The organism is Amaricoccus tamworthensis (genome assembly GCF_049800875.1).
Lineage (GTDB): Bacteria > Pseudomonadota > Alphaproteobacteria > Rhodobacterales > Rhodobacteraceae > Amaricoccus > Amaricoccus tamworthensis.
Window position 1 is genome coordinate 42,721 of sequence record NZ_JBNAFV010000018.1, and the last position, 18,690, is coordinate 61,410.

14 protein-coding genes are annotated in these 18,690 nt (G+C 61.7%); 6 read left to right on the forward strand and 8 right to left on the reverse strand.

The features are described 5' to 3' along the window. Nucleotides 1–67: 67 nt before the first annotated feature. Together ACP15P_RS19935 and ACP15P_RS19940 are read right to left on the reverse strand one after the other, a co-directional pair. Complete coding sequence (locus tag ACP15P_RS19935) at nucleotides 68–1,036, reverse strand: carbon-nitrogen hydrolase family protein (RefSeq protein ID WP_424930238.1); 969 nt, start codon at nucleotides 1,034–1,036, stop codon at nucleotides 68–70. Between the two features lie 345 nt (nucleotides 1,037–1,381). Then, nucleotides 1,382–1,879 (reverse strand): lactoylglutathione lyase family protein, encoded by a 498-nt coding sequence (locus tag ACP15P_RS19940; RefSeq protein ID WP_424930239.1) that lies wholly within the window; start codon nucleotides 1,877–1,879, stop codon nucleotides 1,382–1,384. Between the two features lie 97 nt (nucleotides 1,880–1,976). Here ACP15P_RS19940 and ACP15P_RS19945 point away from each other — a divergent pair, with 97 nt between their 5' ends. Then, on the forward strand, nucleotides 1,977–2,864 hold the full coding sequence (locus ACP15P_RS19945) for a LysR family transcriptional regulator (RefSeq protein WP_424930277.1): 888 nt from the start codon (nucleotides 1,977–1,979) through the stop codon (nucleotides 2,862–2,864). A gap of 126 nt (nucleotides 2,865–2,990) precedes the next feature. On the opposite strand, the gene ACP15P_RS19950 is transcribed toward ACP15P_RS19945, so the two are convergent. Continuing rightward, entirely contained in the window at nucleotides 2,991–4,310 is a 1,320-nt protein-coding gene (locus ACP15P_RS19950) for an aspartate aminotransferase family protein (protein WP_424930240.1), read from the reverse strand. A 120-nt stretch (nucleotides 4,311–4,430) separates the two neighbouring features. Between ACP15P_RS19950 and ACP15P_RS19955 the strand changes: the two genes are divergently transcribed. The 4 genes from ACP15P_RS19955 (at nucleotide 4,431) to ACP15P_RS19970 (ending at nucleotide 9,452) form a co-directional block, all read left to right on the forward strand. Continuing rightward, complete coding sequence (locus ACP15P_RS19955) at nucleotides 4,431–5,294, forward strand: MurR/RpiR family transcriptional regulator (RefSeq protein WP_424930241.1); 864 nt, start codon at nucleotides 4,431–4,433, stop codon at nucleotides 5,292–5,294. Nucleotides 5,295–5,331: 37 nt separating this feature from the next. After that, entirely contained in the window at nucleotides 5,332–6,303 is a 972-nt protein-coding gene (locus ACP15P_RS19960) for a TAXI family TRAP transporter solute-binding subunit (RefSeq protein WP_424930242.1), read from the forward strand. 105 nt (nucleotides 6,304–6,408) lie between these two features. Further along, entirely contained in the window at nucleotides 6,409–9,015 is a 2,607-nt protein-coding gene (locus ACP15P_RS19965; protein WP_424930243.1) for a TRAP transporter permease, read from the forward strand. After that, nucleotides 9,012–9,452, forward strand: coding sequence for a universal stress protein (locus ACP15P_RS19970; protein ID WP_424930244.1), 441 nt, complete (start codon nucleotides 9,012–9,014; stop codon nucleotides 9,450–9,452). Before ACP15P_RS19965 ends, ACP15P_RS19970 begins: the two co-directional genes overlap by 4 nt. Nucleotides 9,453–9,832: 380 nt before the next feature. Here ACP15P_RS19970 and ACP15P_RS19975 read toward each other — a convergent pair whose 3' ends face one another. The 5 genes from ACP15P_RS19975 to ACP15P_RS19995 all read right to left on the reverse strand — a co-directional run bounded on the left by ACP15P_RS19975 (nucleotide 9,833) and on the right by ACP15P_RS19995 (nucleotide 17,491). Then, nucleotides 9,833–11,032: an NAD(P)/FAD-dependent oxidoreductase gene (locus ACP15P_RS19975; RefSeq protein WP_424930245.1), complete on the reverse strand. Its 1,200-nt coding sequence runs from the start codon at nucleotides 11,030–11,032 to the stop codon at nucleotides 9,833–9,835. 62 nt (nucleotides 11,033–11,094) lie between these two features. Next, complete coding sequence (locus ACP15P_RS19980) at nucleotides 11,095–12,933, reverse strand: putative bifunctional diguanylate cyclase/phosphodiesterase (protein WP_424930246.1); 1,839 nt, start codon at nucleotides 12,931–12,933, stop codon at nucleotides 11,095–11,097. 67 nt (nucleotides 12,934–13,000) lie between these two features. Further along, complete coding sequence (locus ACP15P_RS19985) at nucleotides 13,001–14,440, reverse strand: sensor histidine kinase (RefSeq protein ID WP_424930247.1); 1,440 nt, start codon at nucleotides 14,438–14,440, stop codon at nucleotides 13,001–13,003. Between the two features lie 90 nt (nucleotides 14,441–14,530). Then, entirely contained in the window at nucleotides 14,531–15,883 is a 1,353-nt protein-coding gene (locus ACP15P_RS19990; RefSeq protein ID WP_424930248.1) for an aminotransferase class I/II-fold pyridoxal phosphate-dependent enzyme, read from the reverse strand. A gap of 162 nt (nucleotides 15,884–16,045) precedes the next feature. After that, nucleotides 16,046–17,491, reverse strand: a complete 1,446-nt coding sequence (locus ACP15P_RS19995) for a sensor histidine kinase (RefSeq protein WP_424930249.1) — start codon at nucleotides 17,489–17,491, stop codon at nucleotides 16,046–16,048. Nucleotides 17,492–17,727: 236 nt separating this feature from the next. On the opposite strand from ACP15P_RS19995, the gene ACP15P_RS20000 reads away from it, so the two are divergent. Continuing rightward, the gene (locus ACP15P_RS20000) at nucleotides 17,728–18,507 is read left to right on the forward strand and encodes an outer membrane protein (RefSeq protein WP_424930250.1); all 780 of its coding nucleotides are present in this window, start codon (nucleotides 17,728–17,730) and stop codon (nucleotides 18,505–18,507) included. Nucleotides 18,508–18,690 lie beyond the last annotated feature (183 nt).

Consider the following 18,690-nt stretch of genomic DNA (forward strand, 5'->3'; position numbering starts at 1 on the left):
TACTGTCCCTCCCCCGTATCCCGGACGTTGACGCTGCTGGCGCTGACGCCAGCAGCAGTCTCCGGGGTTATCCCGTCAAAGTCTTCACGTGGCCTTTTGGCACGAAATGGACCGGCCCCGTATCCTGTGTTGCCCCCGCAAGCGTGTCCGCCGGCACGTCGATATGCAACCCGGCCCGCGATCCCTGCTGCGGCAGTTCCAGCGGCCCAAGCGTATGCAGATACGCGTCGGCCCCGCTGGCGCGGTCGTACACGGGGAACTCGGCCTCCCGGTCGCGGAAGCTCTTGAGAACCTGACCGAGGCCCTTGAGCCCGGTTTCCCGCTGACGCCGAACCTGGCTCAGGTCAATCTCGATCGGGAACATGTCCTCCTGTCCCGCGGACTGGTGCAGAACCATGCCCGCCGGATCGACCACGCAGGACCGGCCGTTGCCGCCCGCGCCAAGGCCGTTCACGTCGAACACGAAACACTGGAACTGTGCCGCGGTTGCCCGTGCTATGGCCAGTTCCGCATCCCGGTCGGTGGTTCCCGTCAAAACCGGATGCAGCAGAACCTCGACCCCCTGGGAGGTCAGATGCCGCGTGGTTTCGGGGAACCAGATGTCGTAACAGATCGACAGGCCAAAGCGTCCCACATCCGGCACATCGAAGATACAGAATTCGGTCCCGGCGGAGATTTCAGCCTCATATGGCCGGAACGGGAACATCTTGCGGTAGCTGTTGACCAGGTCACCATCCGGATTGATCACATGCGATGTGTTGAAAATCCGGCCGTCCTCCGCCCGCTCGAACATCGAGCCGGGGATCAGCCAGATCCCGTGCCGCCGCGCGGCATCCCGAAACCGGTTCAGCGCATCGTTCTCAAACGGCATTGCAAACTTGTGCAGCGGCCCATACGGGGCCAGCTCACTGAACAGAACCATCTGCGTCCAGGGGAATCTGGCCATCAGAATGTCCAGCCGGTGCAGCATCCCGTCCACATTGGATTCCAGAGCGCCCACATGCATCTGAATGCCGGCAATCGCGAAAGGTGTCATATACTTTGGTACTCCATCAGATCGGCACCCGGGCCAAACCCCTGTATTCTGTCCCGCCCGGACGCGCTAACTGAGAACAACACGATTAATCCGACGCCTTCAAGCCCGCTTTCACACAACCGTCATGTCGAGTGTTACCGCACGAATACACCTTGGCAACCCATTACATGGCCACGGGCGAAAATTCCCGTTCCGGGCGAGTGGCTTGCGGTATCGACAGCATTTTTTCCATCCTGCGGACCCCTGCCGCACATCCGGAATTATCAGATGCAAAAAGGCCGCCATGATCCCGCCATGGCAGCCCTTTACTCATTGCGGTTCTGACAGTCCCCGCCGTCCGGTCCTTCAGGAATACGCGCCTGCCGAGTAGGTCAGCTCATAGCTGTGGCTGTAAAGCTCGAAGATGTTGCCAAACGGATCCTCGACATAAACCATCCGGTAGGGCTTCTCGCCGGGGAAGTATTCCCGTACCGGCATCCGCTGCCTGCCGCCCGCCGCAACGATCCTCGCCAGCAGTCCCTCCAGATCCGGGTCCTGGATCGCAAAATGGAACGTGCCATGGCGGCGGTACTCGAAGTTGTTCTCCGGCGGGTGGTTGCCCGCAAATTCAAACAGTTCAATGCCGATACCGTCCCCGGTGGACAGATGCGCAATGCGCAGATGCTTCCAGCCCGGTCCGAACACGTCGGTACACATCACGCCAATGGCGCTGTCATCCTCAACGACCTCGCTGGGCTGCATAAGTACATAAAAACCCATGACTTCGGAGTAAAACTTCACGGCCTCGTCCAGATCCGGAACGGACAGGCCAATATGGGAAAAGGTGCGCGGTGTCGGTGTCATCTCGATCTCCTTTGCGTTTGTCTTGAGGGAGATATGGACAGTCCGGACCCGAATGTGAAATTATCATGTATCATATAAATGAGAACGATACGTTATGATGCTGAACGCCACCTGGCTCGAAACCTTCACCACGCTGGCCGAGGAGCGGCACTTCACCCGCGCCGCCGGGCGTCTCAACATGACCCAGCCCGGCGTGTCCCAGCATCTGCGCAAACTGGAACGGCAGCTTGGTCAGAAACTCATCGTCCAGGACGGCAAAACCTTCTCCCTGACCGAGGCTGGCGAGACCGTGCGTGACCTCGGGCTCTCCCGCCGTGCCGAGGAACGCGCCCTGCGCGACGCCATTGGCCGCGACGACCCGGATGCGGGCGAGGTTCGCGTCGCCTGTTCAGGCAGTTTCGCGATGCTCTTCTATCCCCGCGCCATCGCCCTGATGCGCGCGCATCGACACCTCTCGATCCATGTGGAGGCCGCGCCCCAGGCTCAGGTTCTGACCGGCGTGCTGGAGGGCCGTTTCGACCTTGGCATCATCGCGGATGACCCGCGCCACCCCCGCATCACCGCGCGGCATATCGGTCAGGAGGAACTCTGCCTCGTCCTCCCAGCCGGCCAGCCCGACCCGGTGCGGTTCGATGACCTTGAAAGTCTCGGCCTCATCGCCCACCCGGATGTCTGGAGCTACGCCGACGACCTGTTTCCGCGCAACTTTCCCGATGCCTTCACCGGCGCCGACCGCCTGCGCGTCCGCTCCCATGTCAACCAGATCGGCCAGATCCCCGCTCCGGTCGCCGCTGGTGTGGGCTACACCCTGCTGCCCCGCAGCGGCCTCGCCGCCTTTCCAGGGTCGGAACAGGTGCGCATCGCCACCCTGCCCGCCCCGCGCTACCACGAGCTCTGGTCAATCACCCGCCACGGCCGCCCCCCGGGCGCCCGCCTGACCCGCATCAGCACCCTGGTCGCGGATCTGGCGTCGGGTCTGGACTGAGCTTTCCGCCCTTCCTCTGAGGGCAGCGGTGAACCTGGTGGCGCGATAGCGCCTCCTGGGGGAGGTTCGGCGCTGCCCGACGTCGCCGTCGGGCGGGACGGTTGCAAGGCTAAGGCCCCCCGACCCTCACAAAACCGCGTCAAACGCCACCGACAATTTGTCCACGATCTCGCCCACATGGTCGTCCGTTAGGATGAACGGCGGGGCAAGAAGGATGTGGTCGCCCTCCTTCCCGTCAATCGTGCCGCCCATCGGGTAACAGATCAGCCCGGCCTCAAAACACTTCTTTTTCAGGGCTTTGTTGACACCTCTTGAGGGATCGAACGGCTTCTTCGTCTCCCGGTCCTCGACAAGTTCAATACCCCGGAACAGACCCCGTCCGCGAATGTCACCCACATGCGGATGCTGCCCAAACGCCTCCTCCAGAGCCGACTGCAACCGCTCGCCCATCATGGCCGAGCGTTCGACCAGACCGCCATCCGTCAGCTTGCCCAGCACGGCAAGCGCGGCGGCACAGGCGGTCGGGTGCCCGATATAGGTGTGCCCGTGCTGGAAAAATCCGCTTCCGTTCTCAATGGCCTCATAGATCTTCCCGGAACACAGCATCGCCCCAATCGGCTGATACCCCGCGCCCAGACCCTTGGCGATGGTCACGATGTCAGGCGAAATCCCGTCCCGCTCACAGGCAAACAGCGTCCCGGTCCGGCCCATGCCGCACATGACCTCATCGAGGATCAGCAGAACACCATATTTGTCACAGATTTCGCGGACGCGTTTGAAATACCCCTCCACCGGAGGCACCGCCCCGGCCGTGGCACCCACCACCGGCTCGGCCACAAAGGCAAAAACCGTGTCGCCGCCGAGCCTTAGGATCTCCTCCTCCAGCTCGTTCGCAACCCGCAGACCGTACTCCGCAGGCGTTTCATCATCGCGCCGTCCCCGGTACTCGTAGCAGGGCGAGATATGCGTGGTCTCCACCATCAGCGGCGCAAACGGCGCCCGCCGCCACTCGTTCCCGCCGGTGGCCAGGGCGCCAAGCGTATTGCCGTGATAGCTCTGGCGCCGGGCGATCACATGCCGCCTCTGTGGCTTGCCGATCTCCACGAAATACTGCCGCGCCAGTTTCAGGGCGGCCTCCACGGCCTCCGATCCGCCCGACACCGGATAAACCCGGTCGATTCCCTCCGGAGCCAGCGCCACCAGCATGTCCGCAAGCCTCTCCGCCGGTTTCGACGTGAAAAAACTGGTATGGGCATAGGCGATGGAATCGAGCTGGTCCTTGATCGCCGCAATCACGTCCGCGTCCCCGTGACCCAGACAGGACACGGCCGCCCCGCCCGATCCGTCGAAATAGGATTTACCATCGGTATCAAACAGATAGACACCCTCACCGCGGGCCACTTCGGGCAATACCGCTTTGGTGTGTCTGGGAAATACGTGAGACATCAACCCCGTCCTTATGCCGCCCCATATGCCCTTATTGAAACATACGATTCTCCGGTTGACTAGGCTTGAAACAGATGAAACACTTTTTGCCGTACTGAACGCCTTGGGGAGGGCAGATGTTTGCAGCGTTCGTTTGAACAGCAGCTTTCGACAAAGTATTCCGGTCTCAGCACCAAACTTCGCGAAGCGGCGGAATTCGTTCTCGAACACCCTGTTGACGTCGCAACCCGCAGCCTTCGGGCCGTCTCAAAGGACGCAAACCTCTCCCCCGCCACGTTTTCCCGCATGTCCACGGCCCTTGGCTACGACAGTTACGAGGAACTGCGCGATACCCTTCGCCGCAGCGTGGAGCACCGCGTCAACTCCTTTTCCGACCGGATGGAGGCGCTTCAGGAGGACCACGACGAAGGCGATACCGGGTTCCTGACCCGGCATGTCCATGACTGCTCGACCAACGTGCAGCTCATGGAGCGCAGCATCGACCCCAACCGGCTCGAGGCCTGCGTCGACCGCCTGCACCGGGCCCGTCGCGTGCTTGTCTTTGGTGCGCTCGGGTCCACCGGCGTTGCCGAATACCTTGTCTACATGGCCAGTTTCCTTACGGAAAAATGGTCGATGGCAAATCCCACCGGCGCATCACTGGCCAGCAAACTCGTCGGCATGTCCGGCACGGACGTTCTCATCGTCATCACCAAGCCTCCCTTCGCGAGCCGGGCCATCCGTGCCGCGCGCGAGGCCCAGGCGGCGGGAGCATATGTGCTGGTTCTGACGGACACCTGGTCGTGCCCCGCGCTGGCCCATGCCAGCGCAAGTTTCGTCGTGCCCACGGACAGTCGACATTTCTTCTCGTCTTACGCCTCGACACTGGTACTGTGTGAGATCATTATCGGGATGCTGGCGGGTCGGGCGGGACCACCCGCCCGAAGACGGATACGGGAGGTCGAGGATCGAAACCGCAGTCTCAGCGAGGTCTGGGAAGGCTGAAAACACAATCAACCGCATCAGATATGGGAGCTTATTGATGTATTCGAAACTCACAATGTCCGCAGTGGCACTGGCCGTAGGGACCATGGTGGCCCCCTTCGCACAGGCCCAGGAACAGTTCATCACAATCGGTACCGGCGGCGTGACCGGCGTTTACTACCCCACGGGCGGCGCCATCTGCCGGCTCGTGAACAAGGGCCGCAAGGAGCACGGCTTCCGCTGCTCCGCCGAATCCACCGGCGGCTCGGTATACAACATCAACACCATCCGCGCGGGTGAGCTTGAGTTCGGTGTGGCCCAGTCCGACTGGCAGTACCACGCCTATAACGGTACCTCCGACTTCGAGCCCGATGGCCCGATGGAAGAGCTTCGCGCCGTGTTCTCCGTACACCCCGAGCCGTTCACGGTCGTGGCCCGTGCGGATTCCGGGATTGAGACTTTCGAGGACCTCAAGGGCAAGCGCGTCAACATCGGCAACCCCGGTTCCGGTCAGCGCGGCACAATGGAAGTCCTTCTCGAAGCCAAGGGCTGGAGCACGGACGATTTTGAACTCGCAACCGAGCTCAAGGCCGCCGAGCAGTCCGCAGCACTCTGCGACAACCAGATCGACGCGATGGTTTACACCGTTGGCCACCCGTCCGGCTCCATCGAGGAAGCCAGCACCGCCTGCGACAGCCACCTCGTCTCCGTCACCGGCCCCGAGGTTGACCAGCTGATCGCCGACAATGCGTTCTACCGTACGGCAACCATCCCCGGCGGCATGTATCGCGGCACCGATGAGGACGTGACCACCTTCGGTGTGGGCGCAACCTTCGTGACCTCCTCCAACGTGTCCGAGGACGCGGTTTACGCCGTGGTGAAATCCGTCTTCGACAATTTCGAGGACTTCAAGGGCCTGCACCCCGCCTTCGCAAATCTCGACCCGAACGAGATGGCAACGGCCGGTCTGTCGGCTCCGCTGCATGACGGTGCGGCAAAGTACTACAAGGAAGCCGGAATTATCGAATAAGGTTCGATAACCGCAGGGAGAGGGCGGCCAAACCGCCCCTCCTTCCCAATTATCACCGGATGGGAAAACCCACCGGCCAACTCAGTCGGCGCCACAGGGGGTAGCATGGCCAGTAACAACAAGGAAAACCGCGCGCTCAGCGAGGAGGAGCTCCAGGAGCTCGTTTCCTCCTCCGACGCCGGCTCCCGTAATCCCACCGGATCGGTCGGACTGCTGCTCGCGGTCGTGGCCGTGGTCTGGTCCATTTTTCAGGTGCTGCTTGCATCACCGCTCGCGAACTACGTTTTGCCAGGCGACGTGGTCAACAACTCCCGCCAGTTCCACCTGGCCTTTGCTGTATTCCTGGCCTTCATGGCCTACCCCGCGCTCAAATCGAGCCCCCGCGACTACATTCCGATCCAGGACTGGGTCTTCGCCATTTTCGGCGTCTTTGTCTCGCTTTACGGCTTTATCTTCTACGAAAAAATCGTCGCCGCCGGTGGCCTTGCGGACAATGTCGACAAATGGTTCGCCCTTGCCGGCCTGATCCTGCTCTTTGAGGGCGCCCGCCGCGCGCTCGGCCCGGCCATGGCGATCATCGCGACCATTTTCCTGTGCTATGTTTTCTTCGGCTCCTCCGCCTGGGTGCCCGACGTGATCCGCTGGAAAGGCGCGTCGCTGCAAAAGGCCATGAGCCACATGTGGATCACCTCGGAGGGCGTGTTTGGTATCGCGCTCGGCGTGTCCACCCGTTTCGTGTTCCTCTTCGTGCTCTTCGGCGCTTTGCTCGACAAGGCGGGCGCGGGCAACTACTTCATCAAGATGGCGTTCGGCGCGCTCGGCCACCTCAAGGGCGGCCCGGCCAAGGCTGCCGTGGTCGGCTCCGCCGCAACCGGGCTTATCTCAGGCTCCTCCATCGCCAACGTGGTGACCACCGGTACCTTCACCATCCCGCTGATGAAGCGTGTGGGCTTTACCTCCGAGAAAGCCGGCGCCGTCGAGGTGGCCAGCTCCGTGAACGGCCAGATCATGCCACCCGTGATGGGCGCCGCGGCCTTCCTCATGGTGGAATATGTGGGCATCTCCTATGTGGAGGTCATCACCCACGCCTTCCTGCCCGCCGCGATCTCCTACATCGCGCTGGTCTACATCGTTCATCTTGAGGCCGTGAAAAACAACATGCCGACGCTGGGCAACCGCGTTGTTTCCATGGGTAAGACCATCGGTGGCATGGCCGCGTTTTTCGTCGGATTTGCCCTGCTCTGCTACGGCGTCAAATACCCGGTCGGCTGGATTTCCGCCGCCGTGGGCGACAGCGCCAGCTGGGTTCTGGCCCTGCTGATCTTCGTGGCCTATGTGGCCCTGCTCTGGCTCGCCGCCGGTGTGCCGGATCTGGAGCCGGATGATCCCAACGCCGAAAACGTTGAACTGCCGGTTGTGGGCGAGATCTACAAATCCGGTCTCTACTACCTGCTGCCCATAGTGGTTCTGGTCTACTTCCTGATGATCGAGCAGAAATCCCCGGGCCTCTCGGCCTTCTGGGCGACCATGCTGCTCTTTGTCATCCTGCTGACCCAGAAGCCGCTGAAGTCCATCTTCCGTGGTGAGAACCAGACCGCCAACGCTTTCCGCGAAGGTGTGCTGGACCTCATCCAGGGTCTGATCGACGGCGCGCGCAACATGATCGGCATCGGTCTTGCCACCGCCACGGCGGGCGTGATCGTGGGCACCGTGACGCTCACGGGCGTGGGCCAGGTCATGGCCGACCTCGTCGAGTTCCTCTCGGGCGGCAACCTGATCCTGATGCTCGTGATGGTGGGGCTTCTCAGCCTCATCCTCGGCATGGGCCTGCCCACCACCGCGAACTACATCGTGGTCTCGTCGCTGATGGCGGGCGTGGTGGTTGAACTGGGCGCGCAGTCCGGTCTGATCGTGCCGCTGATCGCCGTGCACCTCTTCGTGTTCTATTTCGGCATCATGGCGGACGTGACCCCACCCGTGGGTCTCGCCTCCTTCGCGGCCGCTGCCGTGTCCGGTGGCGACTCGATCCGGACCGGTTTCGTGGCGTTCTTCTACTCGCTGCGCACAGTGGCCCTGCCCTTCGTGTTCATCTTCAACACCGATCTTCTGCTGATCAATGTTGGATGGGCGCAGGGGATTTTGGTCTTCGTGACCGCGTCCATCGCCATTCTGATCTTCACCGCCGGCACAATGGGCTGGTTCCTGACGAAAAACCGGATCTACGAGAGTGTTGCACTTGTGCTGATTTCCTTCGCGCTCTTCCGTCCCGATTTCTTCATGGACCGCATCCAGCCGCCGTTTGACCAGATCGACCCGGTCAACTTTGCCGAGGCCCTGGGTAACGCCCCGGAGGACGGACGCCTGCGTCTGACCATTGCCGGCCCGGATTTCGACACCGGCGACATTGTTGAGACGACCCTCGTGGTCCGTCCCGAGGGCGCCACGCCCGAGGAACGCCTGGAAGCATCCGGACTGCTCCTGCTGCCGGAGGACGGTGTGATGAGGATGGATGAACCCTCCTTCTCGTCCCCCTATGCCGACGCCCTGAGCAGCTTCGACTTCTATCTCGACGAGCCGGTTCAGATCACGCAGGTCCAGGCCCCGGCCGATCAAATGCCCAAGGAACTCATGTTCATTCCGGCCCTGATCGCCCTTGCCCTTGTCGTCATGCTGCAACGCGCCCGCATGACCCGTCAGGAGGTTCCCGCATGAGCGGTTCCGTTCTCTGCGCCGTCGACATCAGCAACGGCACCGACGATCTCCCCACCATTCAGAGAGCCGCCAAACTGGCGGATCTCGACGGGGTGCAGCTCGATGTCATTGCGGTTGTTCCCGATTTCGGCCTCAGCCCCGTGGCGACCTTCTTCTCCGAAAGTCACCATGAGGAAATGGTGAACCAGGCGAAGGTGCTCCTGAACAATCTTGTCACTCAGGCCATCGGCCCGGAGGCAAACGCGAAGGTGCGCCACGTCATCTCTACGGGCCGCGCCTATGAGGAGGTCATCAAAACCGCCGAGGTCTCCGGCGCGTCCCTGATCGTTGTGGGCGCGCACAAGGCCGACCTGGAGGACTACCTCCTCGGCCCCAACGCCTCGCGCATCGTCCGCCACTCCGAGTGCTCCGTCTACGTGGTGCGCCCGGAGAGCTGAGGCAAAACTGACATGGGTGGTGTCCGGTGAGCGCGTGCGCCATCCCATTTACGTTCCGCCCCGTCCCTGAGGGGAGTCACTTACCCGAGGCACGACGCGCCATGCCCGACTTTGGGAGGGCTGCGAACCGGGCGGCCAACGCGGGTCGCCCCAACTCCCACAACCATTGAGCAGGGGCCGACGTCGCGGATGCCCTCCCGGGGGGAAAGTCGGGCATGGCGTGTCGTGCCGACACGCCGGGGATGGTTGCCGGACCTCTGCCCAATACCCGGCCGAGCGCTTAAAAAAACACTTTTTTGGTCCGTGTGAACGAAAGCGCCTCGCGTCCCGCACATTCCCCGGCGGTGCCGCCGGGCGAAGGCGTTTCAATGGGTCCGCCCTCAAATAATCGCCGCCTCCACGATCCCCCGCCCCTCGCGTATCCGCCCAAACCCAAACGGCGACAGATCGAGGCTCCGGAACTCCCCATGCACCAAAAGCTCCGCCAGGCCCCGTCCCATCGCCGGGGCCTGTTGCAGCCCGTGCCCTGAAAACCCGTTCATGAACCAGAAATTCCCGACCTCATCATGCGCCCCCAGAACCGCATTCCGGTCGAGCACGTTCCACGCGTAATGCCCGGCCCATTCCGCCGTCACCTTAATCGCCTCGAACTTCGGTATCCGCCAGGCCAGAGCGGGCCAGACATGCTCCTGCCACAGATCCTCATCCATCGTGAAATCATCCGGATCCACCGCCGGGTCCTCCGCCCCGTGGCCGCCACACTGATACGTGCCACCGCCGGCCTCGCGCACATGCACCCCGGACAGATCCACCGTCAGCGGAAGCTCCCGGTCGAGCGGTTTCTCGGCCTGGAAAATCCACGAATAGCGTTTCCGCGGCTCCACCGGCAGATCAATCCCCGCCATCGCCGCCGTCCGCGCGGCGCGCGGCCCCGAGGCATTCACCACCTGTCCGCAGGAAATCACCTCACCCGAGGCCAGCGTCACACTCTCAACCCGCCGCCCCCCGGCCCCGCGCGTCATCGCCACAACCTCGCCGGTCAGGTACTCAACCCCCTGCTCCCGACCCTTGCGGCGCAGCCAGTCAAACACCGCCGTCGCGTCCCAGTAGCCCTCATCCACCGTATTGATCGACCCCAGCGCCACGTCATCGACCCGGTAAAACGGATACGCCGCCGCGATCTCCTCCGGCGTCATCAGCCGCGTCGCCGCCCCGGCCGCCACCTGCACGGCCTGGTCGCGGCGCAGCTCATCCGCCCGCGCCTCCGTGCCCGCCAGATACATGTAGCCGAAGTTCCGGATCGCAATCTCCGGCACCCGCTCATCCCCGCCCATGAACCCGCGAAGACCCGTGATGAACTCTGCCCCGAACTGCGAAATCCGCACGTTCAGCGCATGGGAAAACTGCTGCCGGATGCAGCTCGTCGTGTGCATGGTTGAGGAGTTTGCATAGGTCGGGTCCCGCTCCACGACCAGAATACGCCCGTCAAAATCCGGATCGCCCGACAAAAACCAGGCCAGTGAGGCGCCCATAATGGCCCCGCCGACAATCACCACGTCATAGCCTGAATGTGCAGCCATCCGCACCACCCCCCGCGTCGCGCCGGTCCGGACGGGACGCGGCACCGCCTGGGAGCGTGACGTCAGTCCTTACCGGACGGTTTCCAGCCCCAGCCGAGATACTTCTCGATAAACCCGGCGACCCCGGCGGAATTTACCGGTCGGCTGAAGAAATAACCCTGCATCTCAACGCAGCCCTGTGACTTGATCGACTCGACCTCGTCATTGGTCTCCACGCCTTCCGCAGAGGTATCTATGCCTGCATTCACGCCGAGATCAATGATGGCCTTGATGATCGCAGCCCCGTTGTGACCGTTTTTGAGATCCCGGACAAACCGCTGATCTATCTTGATTTTGTCAAACTCAAAATTCTGCAGATAGCTCATCGAGGAATAGCCGGTCCCGAAGTCATCCATCGACACGCGAATGCCCATGCCCCGGATGTTGCGCAGGATATCGAGGTTGGTCTCTCCCGCTTCCAGCAGCGCCGTTTCCGTAATCTCCAGCTCCAGACGCTCCGCCGGAAGCCCGGTTTCCTCCAGCACGGCCTCGATGCTCGAAATCAGCTCCGGGTCCCGGAACTGCAACGGCGAGAGGTTGACCGCCACCCGGATCTCCTCCGGCCAGGTCAGCGCCTCCGTACAGGCCATGCGCAAAATTTTCCGACCAAGCGGAATGATGATCCCGGTATCCTCCGCGATCCCGATAAACCGGTCCGGCGCGATCAGACCCCGCTCCGGATGGTTCCAGCGCACCAAAGCCTCAAAGGTCGTGATCGCGTTGGTCTCGGTGTTGACCAGCGGCTGATAGTGAATCTCCAGCTCATCGGTCTCGATCGCCCTGCGCAGATCCACCTCCAGGGCGTTGCGCTCGCGCTGTTCCTCCAGCATCCGCGGCTCAAACACAACCGGGCGCGCCCGGCCCGCCGCTTTGGCCTCGTACATCGCAAGGTCCGCGCCCTTGAGCATCTGCTCAAGCGAGTTCTCACAGTCCGACGCCCGCGCCACGCCGCAGCTTGCGCCGATCTGGAACGGTGAGCCGTCCACCACAAACGGACGCGTAGCGGCCTCAACGATCCGCTCGGCCAGATCAAATCCGGCATTCGGGCTGTTCACCCTGTCCTCGAACAGAAACGCGCCAAACTCATCGCCACCCAGCCGCGCGATTTTCGCACCGGTCCCGGCGGTTTCGCTCAACCGCTCGGCCACGGCCATCAAAAGCTTGTCGCCGATCTCATGCCCGTGCACGTCGTTGACCGCCTTGAAGCGGTCCAGGTCGATAAACAGAACCGTCGGCTCCTGATCCGGCTTGCCGCTTTCGAGCAGCGCATCACTGATCATCTCCCGAAATGCCGTGCGGTTCATCAGACCGGTGAGGGCGTCGTGATACGCCAGGTAATGCAGCTTCTCGTCGGTTTCCCGTTTCTGCGCTTTCGCTTCGGCCTCCAGCCTGATCCTGTCGGCCCGCTCGCTGTCCGCCTGCTTCTTGCTCTCAAGCTGCGCATTGATCCGTGCAAGCGCAACAACAAAATCCACCGGCTTGGTGACATAGTCATTCGCGCCGAGGCTCAGGCTCTGCACCACGTCCTCGCTCTGGCTCTTGGCCGTAACCATAATGACCGGCAGATCCCGCGCGGATTTCTTCTTCCGCACGGTCTCAAGGACCTCGTTGCCGGTCATGTCCGGCATCATGATGTCGAGAAGAACGATATCGAACTCCTCCGCATCAATTTTCTCCAGGGCTTCATGACCGCCCGAGGCCTCAACCACGTCAAAGCCACGACGGACCAGCCGCCGGGTCAGGATGTCGCGGTTGTCGAACACGTCATCCACAACGAGGACCCTGGGCTTGGTCTGCGCATCACCCGCCGGTGTCGGAGCGGCGGCCGGTTCGGCCGAAGAGGTGCCTTTATTCGGTATCATTTCAGTCCACCTTCTACCCAAAGCGGTACAGTGTTCGTCTTCATACGGGATGTTTGATAACAAATCGTCATGCTGCCATCCCGCCCGTATTCTTGGCGGTCTCGCCGTCCGGGTCGTCATCCTCGTCGTCGTCGCTCACCTCATGGATCTGCGCCGGCACGGAGAGTGCAAACCGCGACCCCTGCCCCAGTCGGCTCGTCACCGAGATGTCGCCGCCCAGCAGAATGGCCAGCCTGCGGCTCAGCGCCAGACCAATCCCGGTGCCGCCGAACCGGTTGAACGTGGACTGTTCGGCCTGCTCGTAATCCTTGAACAGACGCGGCAGGGCCTCCGCCGAAATGCCAATCCCCGTATCACTGACCACCGCACAGAGGTGATCGTCATGGGTATGGAACTCCACATAAAGCTCCAGCCGCACGGTTCCGCTCTGCGTGAACTTGCCCGCATTGCTCAGCAGGTTGAGCAGGATCTGCCGCAGCTTCTTGGCGTCGGTATTCAGAACGTAGTCGCGGTTCTGGCAGACGAAGTTGAACGTGTTGCCGTTCTTTTCGACCATGGGCGCAACCGTCGCGACCACCTCGTCGCAAAGCTGCCCAATGGTGAACTGACCGATATCGACGCTCATCACGTCATTCTCAATCTCATTGGCATCGAGCACTTCCGCCACCAGCGACAGAAGATGCCGCCCGGCCGCGTTGATACGGTTCACGTCGCGGCTCCGCTGCTCCATCTCCGGACCGCTGTCCTCGCAGTCCTCGAGCAGAATGTCGGAATAGCCGATAATGGCGTTCAGGGGCGTGCGCAGCTCATGGCTCATCTTCGCGAAGAACTGCGACCTGTTGCGGCCAATCTCCTCCGCAATCGCACGGGCCTTTTCCAGCTCCACCGCCGTCGCCCGCTGCCGCGCGCTTTCCACCTCAAGCTCCGACCGCAGCCCGATAATGCGCGAATAGTAGAGCGCCATCCATGTCATGTAGACCGTCGCGGAGGTGATCGAGAGCCAGCCAATAATCTGGAGGTCATCAATCGGGATCTGGTGTTCCAGACCCTTCCACAGGATCAGCGCCAGGAACACCGCAATGTCGAAGGCAAACAGCGCCAGCACCGCGGATGACCGCTTCGACAGATAAAACAGCCCCAGCAGAAGACTGACCACAAACCACGGCAAAAACGGCGAGGAAAACCCGCCATAATGAAACGCCCCAAACAGCGACGTCCCCGCCAGTGCCTGGAACGACAGAAACGCCGCCAGCTCAATACTGCTCGTCCAGCGCAGGACAAACGGCAGCAGCCAGAAACTGCACACGCCAAGGAGCATGACCACCAGAGGGTAGTTCATCTCCGGCGAGACATAATAGAGATACAGGCACATCGGCTGAGCGATGGCCGGTCCGAACAGATGAGTGAACACGAAGGTCCGCGCCATCTCACGCTGCGTCCGTCCGCGAACCGCGTCGTCAGGGATAAACCAACCGACAATACGGTCGATGACCCTCTGATCATTCATGTCGATTTGCCCGGACACAGCGAATTCCCGTATGCAATGTTAACGTAAGACCCGCCACGACCCCGATGGGCCGTGGCGAACAGCGATATTTTACCCGGCCAGTTTCCGGATTTCCCGAACGCCGCCGGAGACGTGGTTGTTCTCCTCCAGCAGACGGCGACCGGTTTCCATGGCCGTACCGATCCGCTCAACAGCGGCTTCGATCTCGTTTTCCGTATGCGCGGCCATGACCTGAAGACGGAAACGGGCGAGCCCCTTGCCCACAGCCGGGAACTCCACGAGATTGGCCACCAGGCCCAGCTCGGGCAGCTCACGCGCCGCCATGCGCGCCAGGGCCTCATCACCCGTCTTGACGCAGACAATGGCCGACGGATCGCCATAGACATCCATGCCACGCTCACGAAGCTGCTCGCGCAGCGTGCAGATGTTGTACATCAGCCGGTTGCGCAGCGTGGCACCCTCCTCCGACTGAATGATGTCCAGCGACTTCGTCACCGCCGCCACCTGTGCGGGCGACAGGGCGTTCGAGAACGTGCAGGACGGGCTGTAGAAGCGCAGGTATTCCTTCACCGCGCGGTCATTCATCGCCACGAAACCGCCGTTCGAGCCAAAGGTCTTCGAGAAGCTGCCCATGACCAGGTCCACCTGCCCCAGCATGTTCTGCTTGCCGATATGGCCCGTGCCGTCCGCGCCGATATTGCCCAGGTCATGGGCCACATCGACCATCAGCGTCGCACCATACTCATGCGCCAGCTTCTGCAGAGCGGCAATGTCCGGCGTGTCACTGTCCATCGAGAACAGGCTCTCGGTCACCACCATGATACCCGCATTCGGGTCACGCGCCCGGATCGTGGCAAGCTGCTGGCGGCAGTGGTCAACGTTGTTGTGCCGGAACAGCATCACGTTCTTCGTCGCGGCCTGCGCACCGGTCTGCAGACAGGCATGTGAGAGCGCGTCCATCACGATATAGTCCTGATCCCGGACCAGACCCTTGATGACGCCAAATCCCGCGGCCCATCCGGTCGGATAAAGGAGCGCTTCCTTCATCTTCAGGAATTCGGCAATCCGCGCCTCAAGCGCCACGGAGGTCGAGGTGTTGCCCACCAGAGCGGGCGACCCCGCCGAGTGAACGCCCATTGTGTCGATGGCGTCTTTCGCCGCGGCCAGAACCGCCGGATGCGAGGACAGGCTCAAATAATCCTGGCTCGCGAAATTCACGCCCCGGCTCAGATTGCCGGCATCATCGCGGATCTCACAGCTCGCAGCCGGTCCCGCCTCGGTTGAACGTGAAAAGGGCCAGGTGCCGCTCTGACGACGCGCGTCCTGCCACTCATAAAACCCCGCGGTCCGTTCCAGAAGGTCTGCACCTACAGGAACACGGAAATCCCGCATACTTCCCTTAAGGGCGTCCACCGGGACGCCATCAATAAATTTATCAGCCATCGCTACCCCCAAATTTACCCGCACCAATGTGAAACCCATTCCCAAATTTCCGGTAAATTTTTGGCTCCACATCGCGGTAATAGAGACGATGGTTAACAACCGGTTGCGCCCCGCCATGACGGCCGGGCGCACTCACATCCCACTGAAAAGGCGTGTGTTTTCTCATGCCGCGTTGAGCTCTCCGCTCCCGGGAACGCCCGCGTCATCAATCGGCATGGGCGGCGTCACCGGCAGCACAATGGTAAACACGGCACCCTGGCCCGGCTCGCTCCGGACCTCGATGGTCCCGCCCATCGCCCGGCACAACTGATAACAGACCGTCAGGTTCAGCCCCGTCCCGCCATAGCGGCCATCCGCGGCATTCTCACCGGTCTTGAAGGTCTGGAACAGCGTATCGATCACATCGGGCGGAATGCCCTTGCCACTGTCGGCAATCGCAACGCGCAGCATCTCCGGCCCCTCGGCCTGCGTCTCTGTGCGCACTGTCACGGTAATCTCACCCGCATCCGAATGCATGATCGCGTTCTCCAGAATGCTGTCGGCCACCTGCAAAAACCGGTGCTCGTCAATCTCCACCGCTTTGCGGTCGGTATGAATGTGAAGCTTCAGGGAGCTGCCATGCTCCGCGATCGAGGCCTCCCGCTGCTTCAGCGCCGTCTCAATGAGCGTGGTCACCTTGTGCGGCTTCTGGTCAAACTTCATCCGGCCCGCCTCAATCTTCGACAAATCGAGCACCATGTTGATCAGACGAACGAGGTAATGCGCCGCATCCAGAATGCGCGCCACATCCTCGGCCAGCATTTTGTCCTCCAGCTCCTCCGCCTCTTCCTGAAGGATCTGGCCATATCCAATAATCGCATTGAGCGGCGTGCGGATCTCATGGCTCATGCGCGCCAGAAACTCCGACTTTGCCGATCCGGTCCGGTGCGCCTGGGCCACCGCCCGGCGCAATTCGTCCGCCATCGCGCGCCGCCGCTTGACCTCATTCTCAAGATCAACGCCGGAATCGAACACCCGCGCGTAGTAAACGGCCATCGTAGCCACATAACACAGCGTCGCAATCGTCGAGACCGCCCCAAGCGCCAGCATGGCCGTCTCCGGAATGTCATTCGGCGGCGGCCGGAACCAGGTCCATGCGGCAAAAAACAGCACAAACATCGCACTGGTCACCGCCAGCAGCCAGGGCTGCAACCGGCGCTCGCCCCCCACATAGAACAGTGACAGAATCGGAATGATCAGCACCCAGGTCAGCGTGGGCGAGGCCACCCCGCCATAATGGTAACACGCCCACAGGATCGCGAAATTCAGGTTGATCACGGACAGCAGAACCAGCTTGTTATACCCAAGCCCCGCCTTCAAAAGGAACGGAAAAGCCCAGAACAGACTGATGCTGAGTGCCAGAACAACAACCTCATAGCCAGGCGTCGGATCAACCGCGAACAGCGCTATGGGCACCGAGTTGCCCATGACCGGTCCCAGCGTATGGCTGATGAGGAACATCCGGGCGCGGTTGTTCTTGTCCTTTTTGTCCGCCAGGTGGCGCGGCACGAAGTAATCGGCAACCCGCTGCCAGGCCCGGGCAAATATCGACGTGTTTTCTGTTTCCACTACGGACACCCGCACATCTCCCTGGATTCGAAATTGCCGCAAACTGAAGAATTGCCCTGAAAGTGTTGATCTCCCGTAAAGAAAGTATTCACGGATTCCCGTCATCAGATTCGAATAATTTGAAAAATGAACGAATATGTTTTGCGTTAATTAATTTTTATGGGTTGCCCTTCAGAAGAAGATGAGCGTGGTCCGGCGCAGGACGGGCCGCGGATGAAATCTGAAGGAACGTTGGAATGTTTATTCGAACTGTTGCGGCCGCACTGCTGGTAACGACCCCTGCACTGGCCGCCGATGATACGGCCTCTTCCATGGGGCGGGCTCCAACGACCTGGAGCGGGCTTTACGGCGGTGTGACCGCAGGCGCCCTGAAATCCGACGGCGAGGCCTCGCTCGGCGACTACGAGGGCGACCTGATCACGCTGGATGTCAGCAACGGTCTCTTCCCCGACAGCATCGACGGTTCCGACACCTCCCTGATCGGTGGTGTGACCATCGGATACAACCACCAGATCAACGACGCCTGGGTGGCCGGTGTTGAACTGGACCTGTCCTTTGGCAATTCCGACATCGAACACGGCTTTGCCCGTGTCGATCCCAACCCCGATCCGATTTTCAACGGTGTGAACACCGTCACCGGCTACCGCACGGAGCTTGACGGCCTCGCCACCGCCCGCGTTCGCCTGGGCTATTCCTTCGGCGACACCCTGGCCTATGCCACCGGCGGTATTGCCGCGGGCCGCGTCACCAACAGCTTCTCGCTCGAGATGACCGAACTGGGCTACACCTCGCCCGACTGGAACACCTCCGGCACGCGCTTCGGGTACGTCCTCGGCGCCGGTGTCGAGCACCGCATGACCGAGGCCGTCAGCATCAAGGCTGAAATTCTCAGCTACGACCTGAAGGACGCCACGGTCCACGCCACCGACCCGACCAACTTCCCGGGCCAGGCCATCGACTACGAATTCGACAACGCGGGCGTCATCGGCCGGATCGGTCTCAACTTCCGCTTCTGAACTTCCGACACCACCCCGCAAAAACGCCCCGGCCCCGCCGGGGCTTTTTTCTGACTGCCTGCAGGTTGGCGTGCGCCACGTCTGAAGCCCGTCAAAAACCGTGCTCAAAGCCAGTTTGATGGCGTCCCCGCCGGTTTCCACTAACGTTCATCATGTTGACACCGTCTACATAAGTCACTAGAT

Excerpts from the sequence above, each read along its gene's own strand:
- ACP15P_RS19935 (WP_424930238.1), bottom strand. The coding sequence starts at position 1,036 with ATGACACCTTTCGCGATTGCCGGCATTCAGATGCATGTGGGCGCTCTG.
- ACP15P_RS19940 (WP_424930239.1), bottom strand. The coding sequence starts at position 1,879 with ATGACACCGACACCGCGCACCTTTTCCCATATTGGCCTGTCCGTTCCG.
- ACP15P_RS19945 (WP_424930277.1), top strand. The coding sequence starts at position 1,977 with ATGCTGAACGCCACCTGGCTCGAAACCTTCACCACGCTGGCCGAGGAG.
- ACP15P_RS19950 (WP_424930240.1), bottom strand. The coding sequence starts at position 4,310 with ATGTCTCACGTATTTCCCAGACACACCAAAGCGGTATTGCCCGAAGTG.
- ACP15P_RS19960 (WP_424930242.1), top strand. The coding sequence starts at position 5,332 with ATGTATTCGAAACTCACAATGTCCGCAGTGGCACTGGCCGTAGGGACC.
- ACP15P_RS19965 (WP_424930243.1), top strand. The coding sequence starts at position 6,409 with ATGGCCAGTAACAACAAGGAAAACCGCGCGCTCAGCGAGGAGGAGCTC.
- ACP15P_RS19970 (WP_424930244.1), top strand. The coding sequence starts at position 9,012 with ATGAGCGGTTCCGTTCTCTGCGCCGTCGACATCAGCAACGGCACCGAC.
- ACP15P_RS19975 (WP_424930245.1), bottom strand. The coding sequence starts at position 11,032 with ATGGCTGCACATTCAGGCTATGACGTGGTGATTGTCGGCGGGGCCATT.
- ACP15P_RS19980 (WP_424930246.1), bottom strand. The coding sequence starts at position 12,933 with ATGATACCGAATAAAGGCACCTCTTCGGCCGAACCGGCCGCCGCTCCG.
- ACP15P_RS19985 (WP_424930247.1), bottom strand. The coding sequence starts at position 14,440 with ATGAATGATCAGAGGGTCATCGACCGTATTGTCGGTTGGTTTATCCCT.
- ACP15P_RS19990 (WP_424930248.1), bottom strand. The coding sequence starts at position 15,883 with ATGGCTGATAAATTTATTGATGGCGTCCCGGTGGACGCCCTTAAGGGA.
- ACP15P_RS20000 (WP_424930250.1), top strand. The coding sequence starts at position 17,728 with ATGTTTATTCGAACTGTTGCGGCCGCACTGCTGGTAACGACCCCTGCA.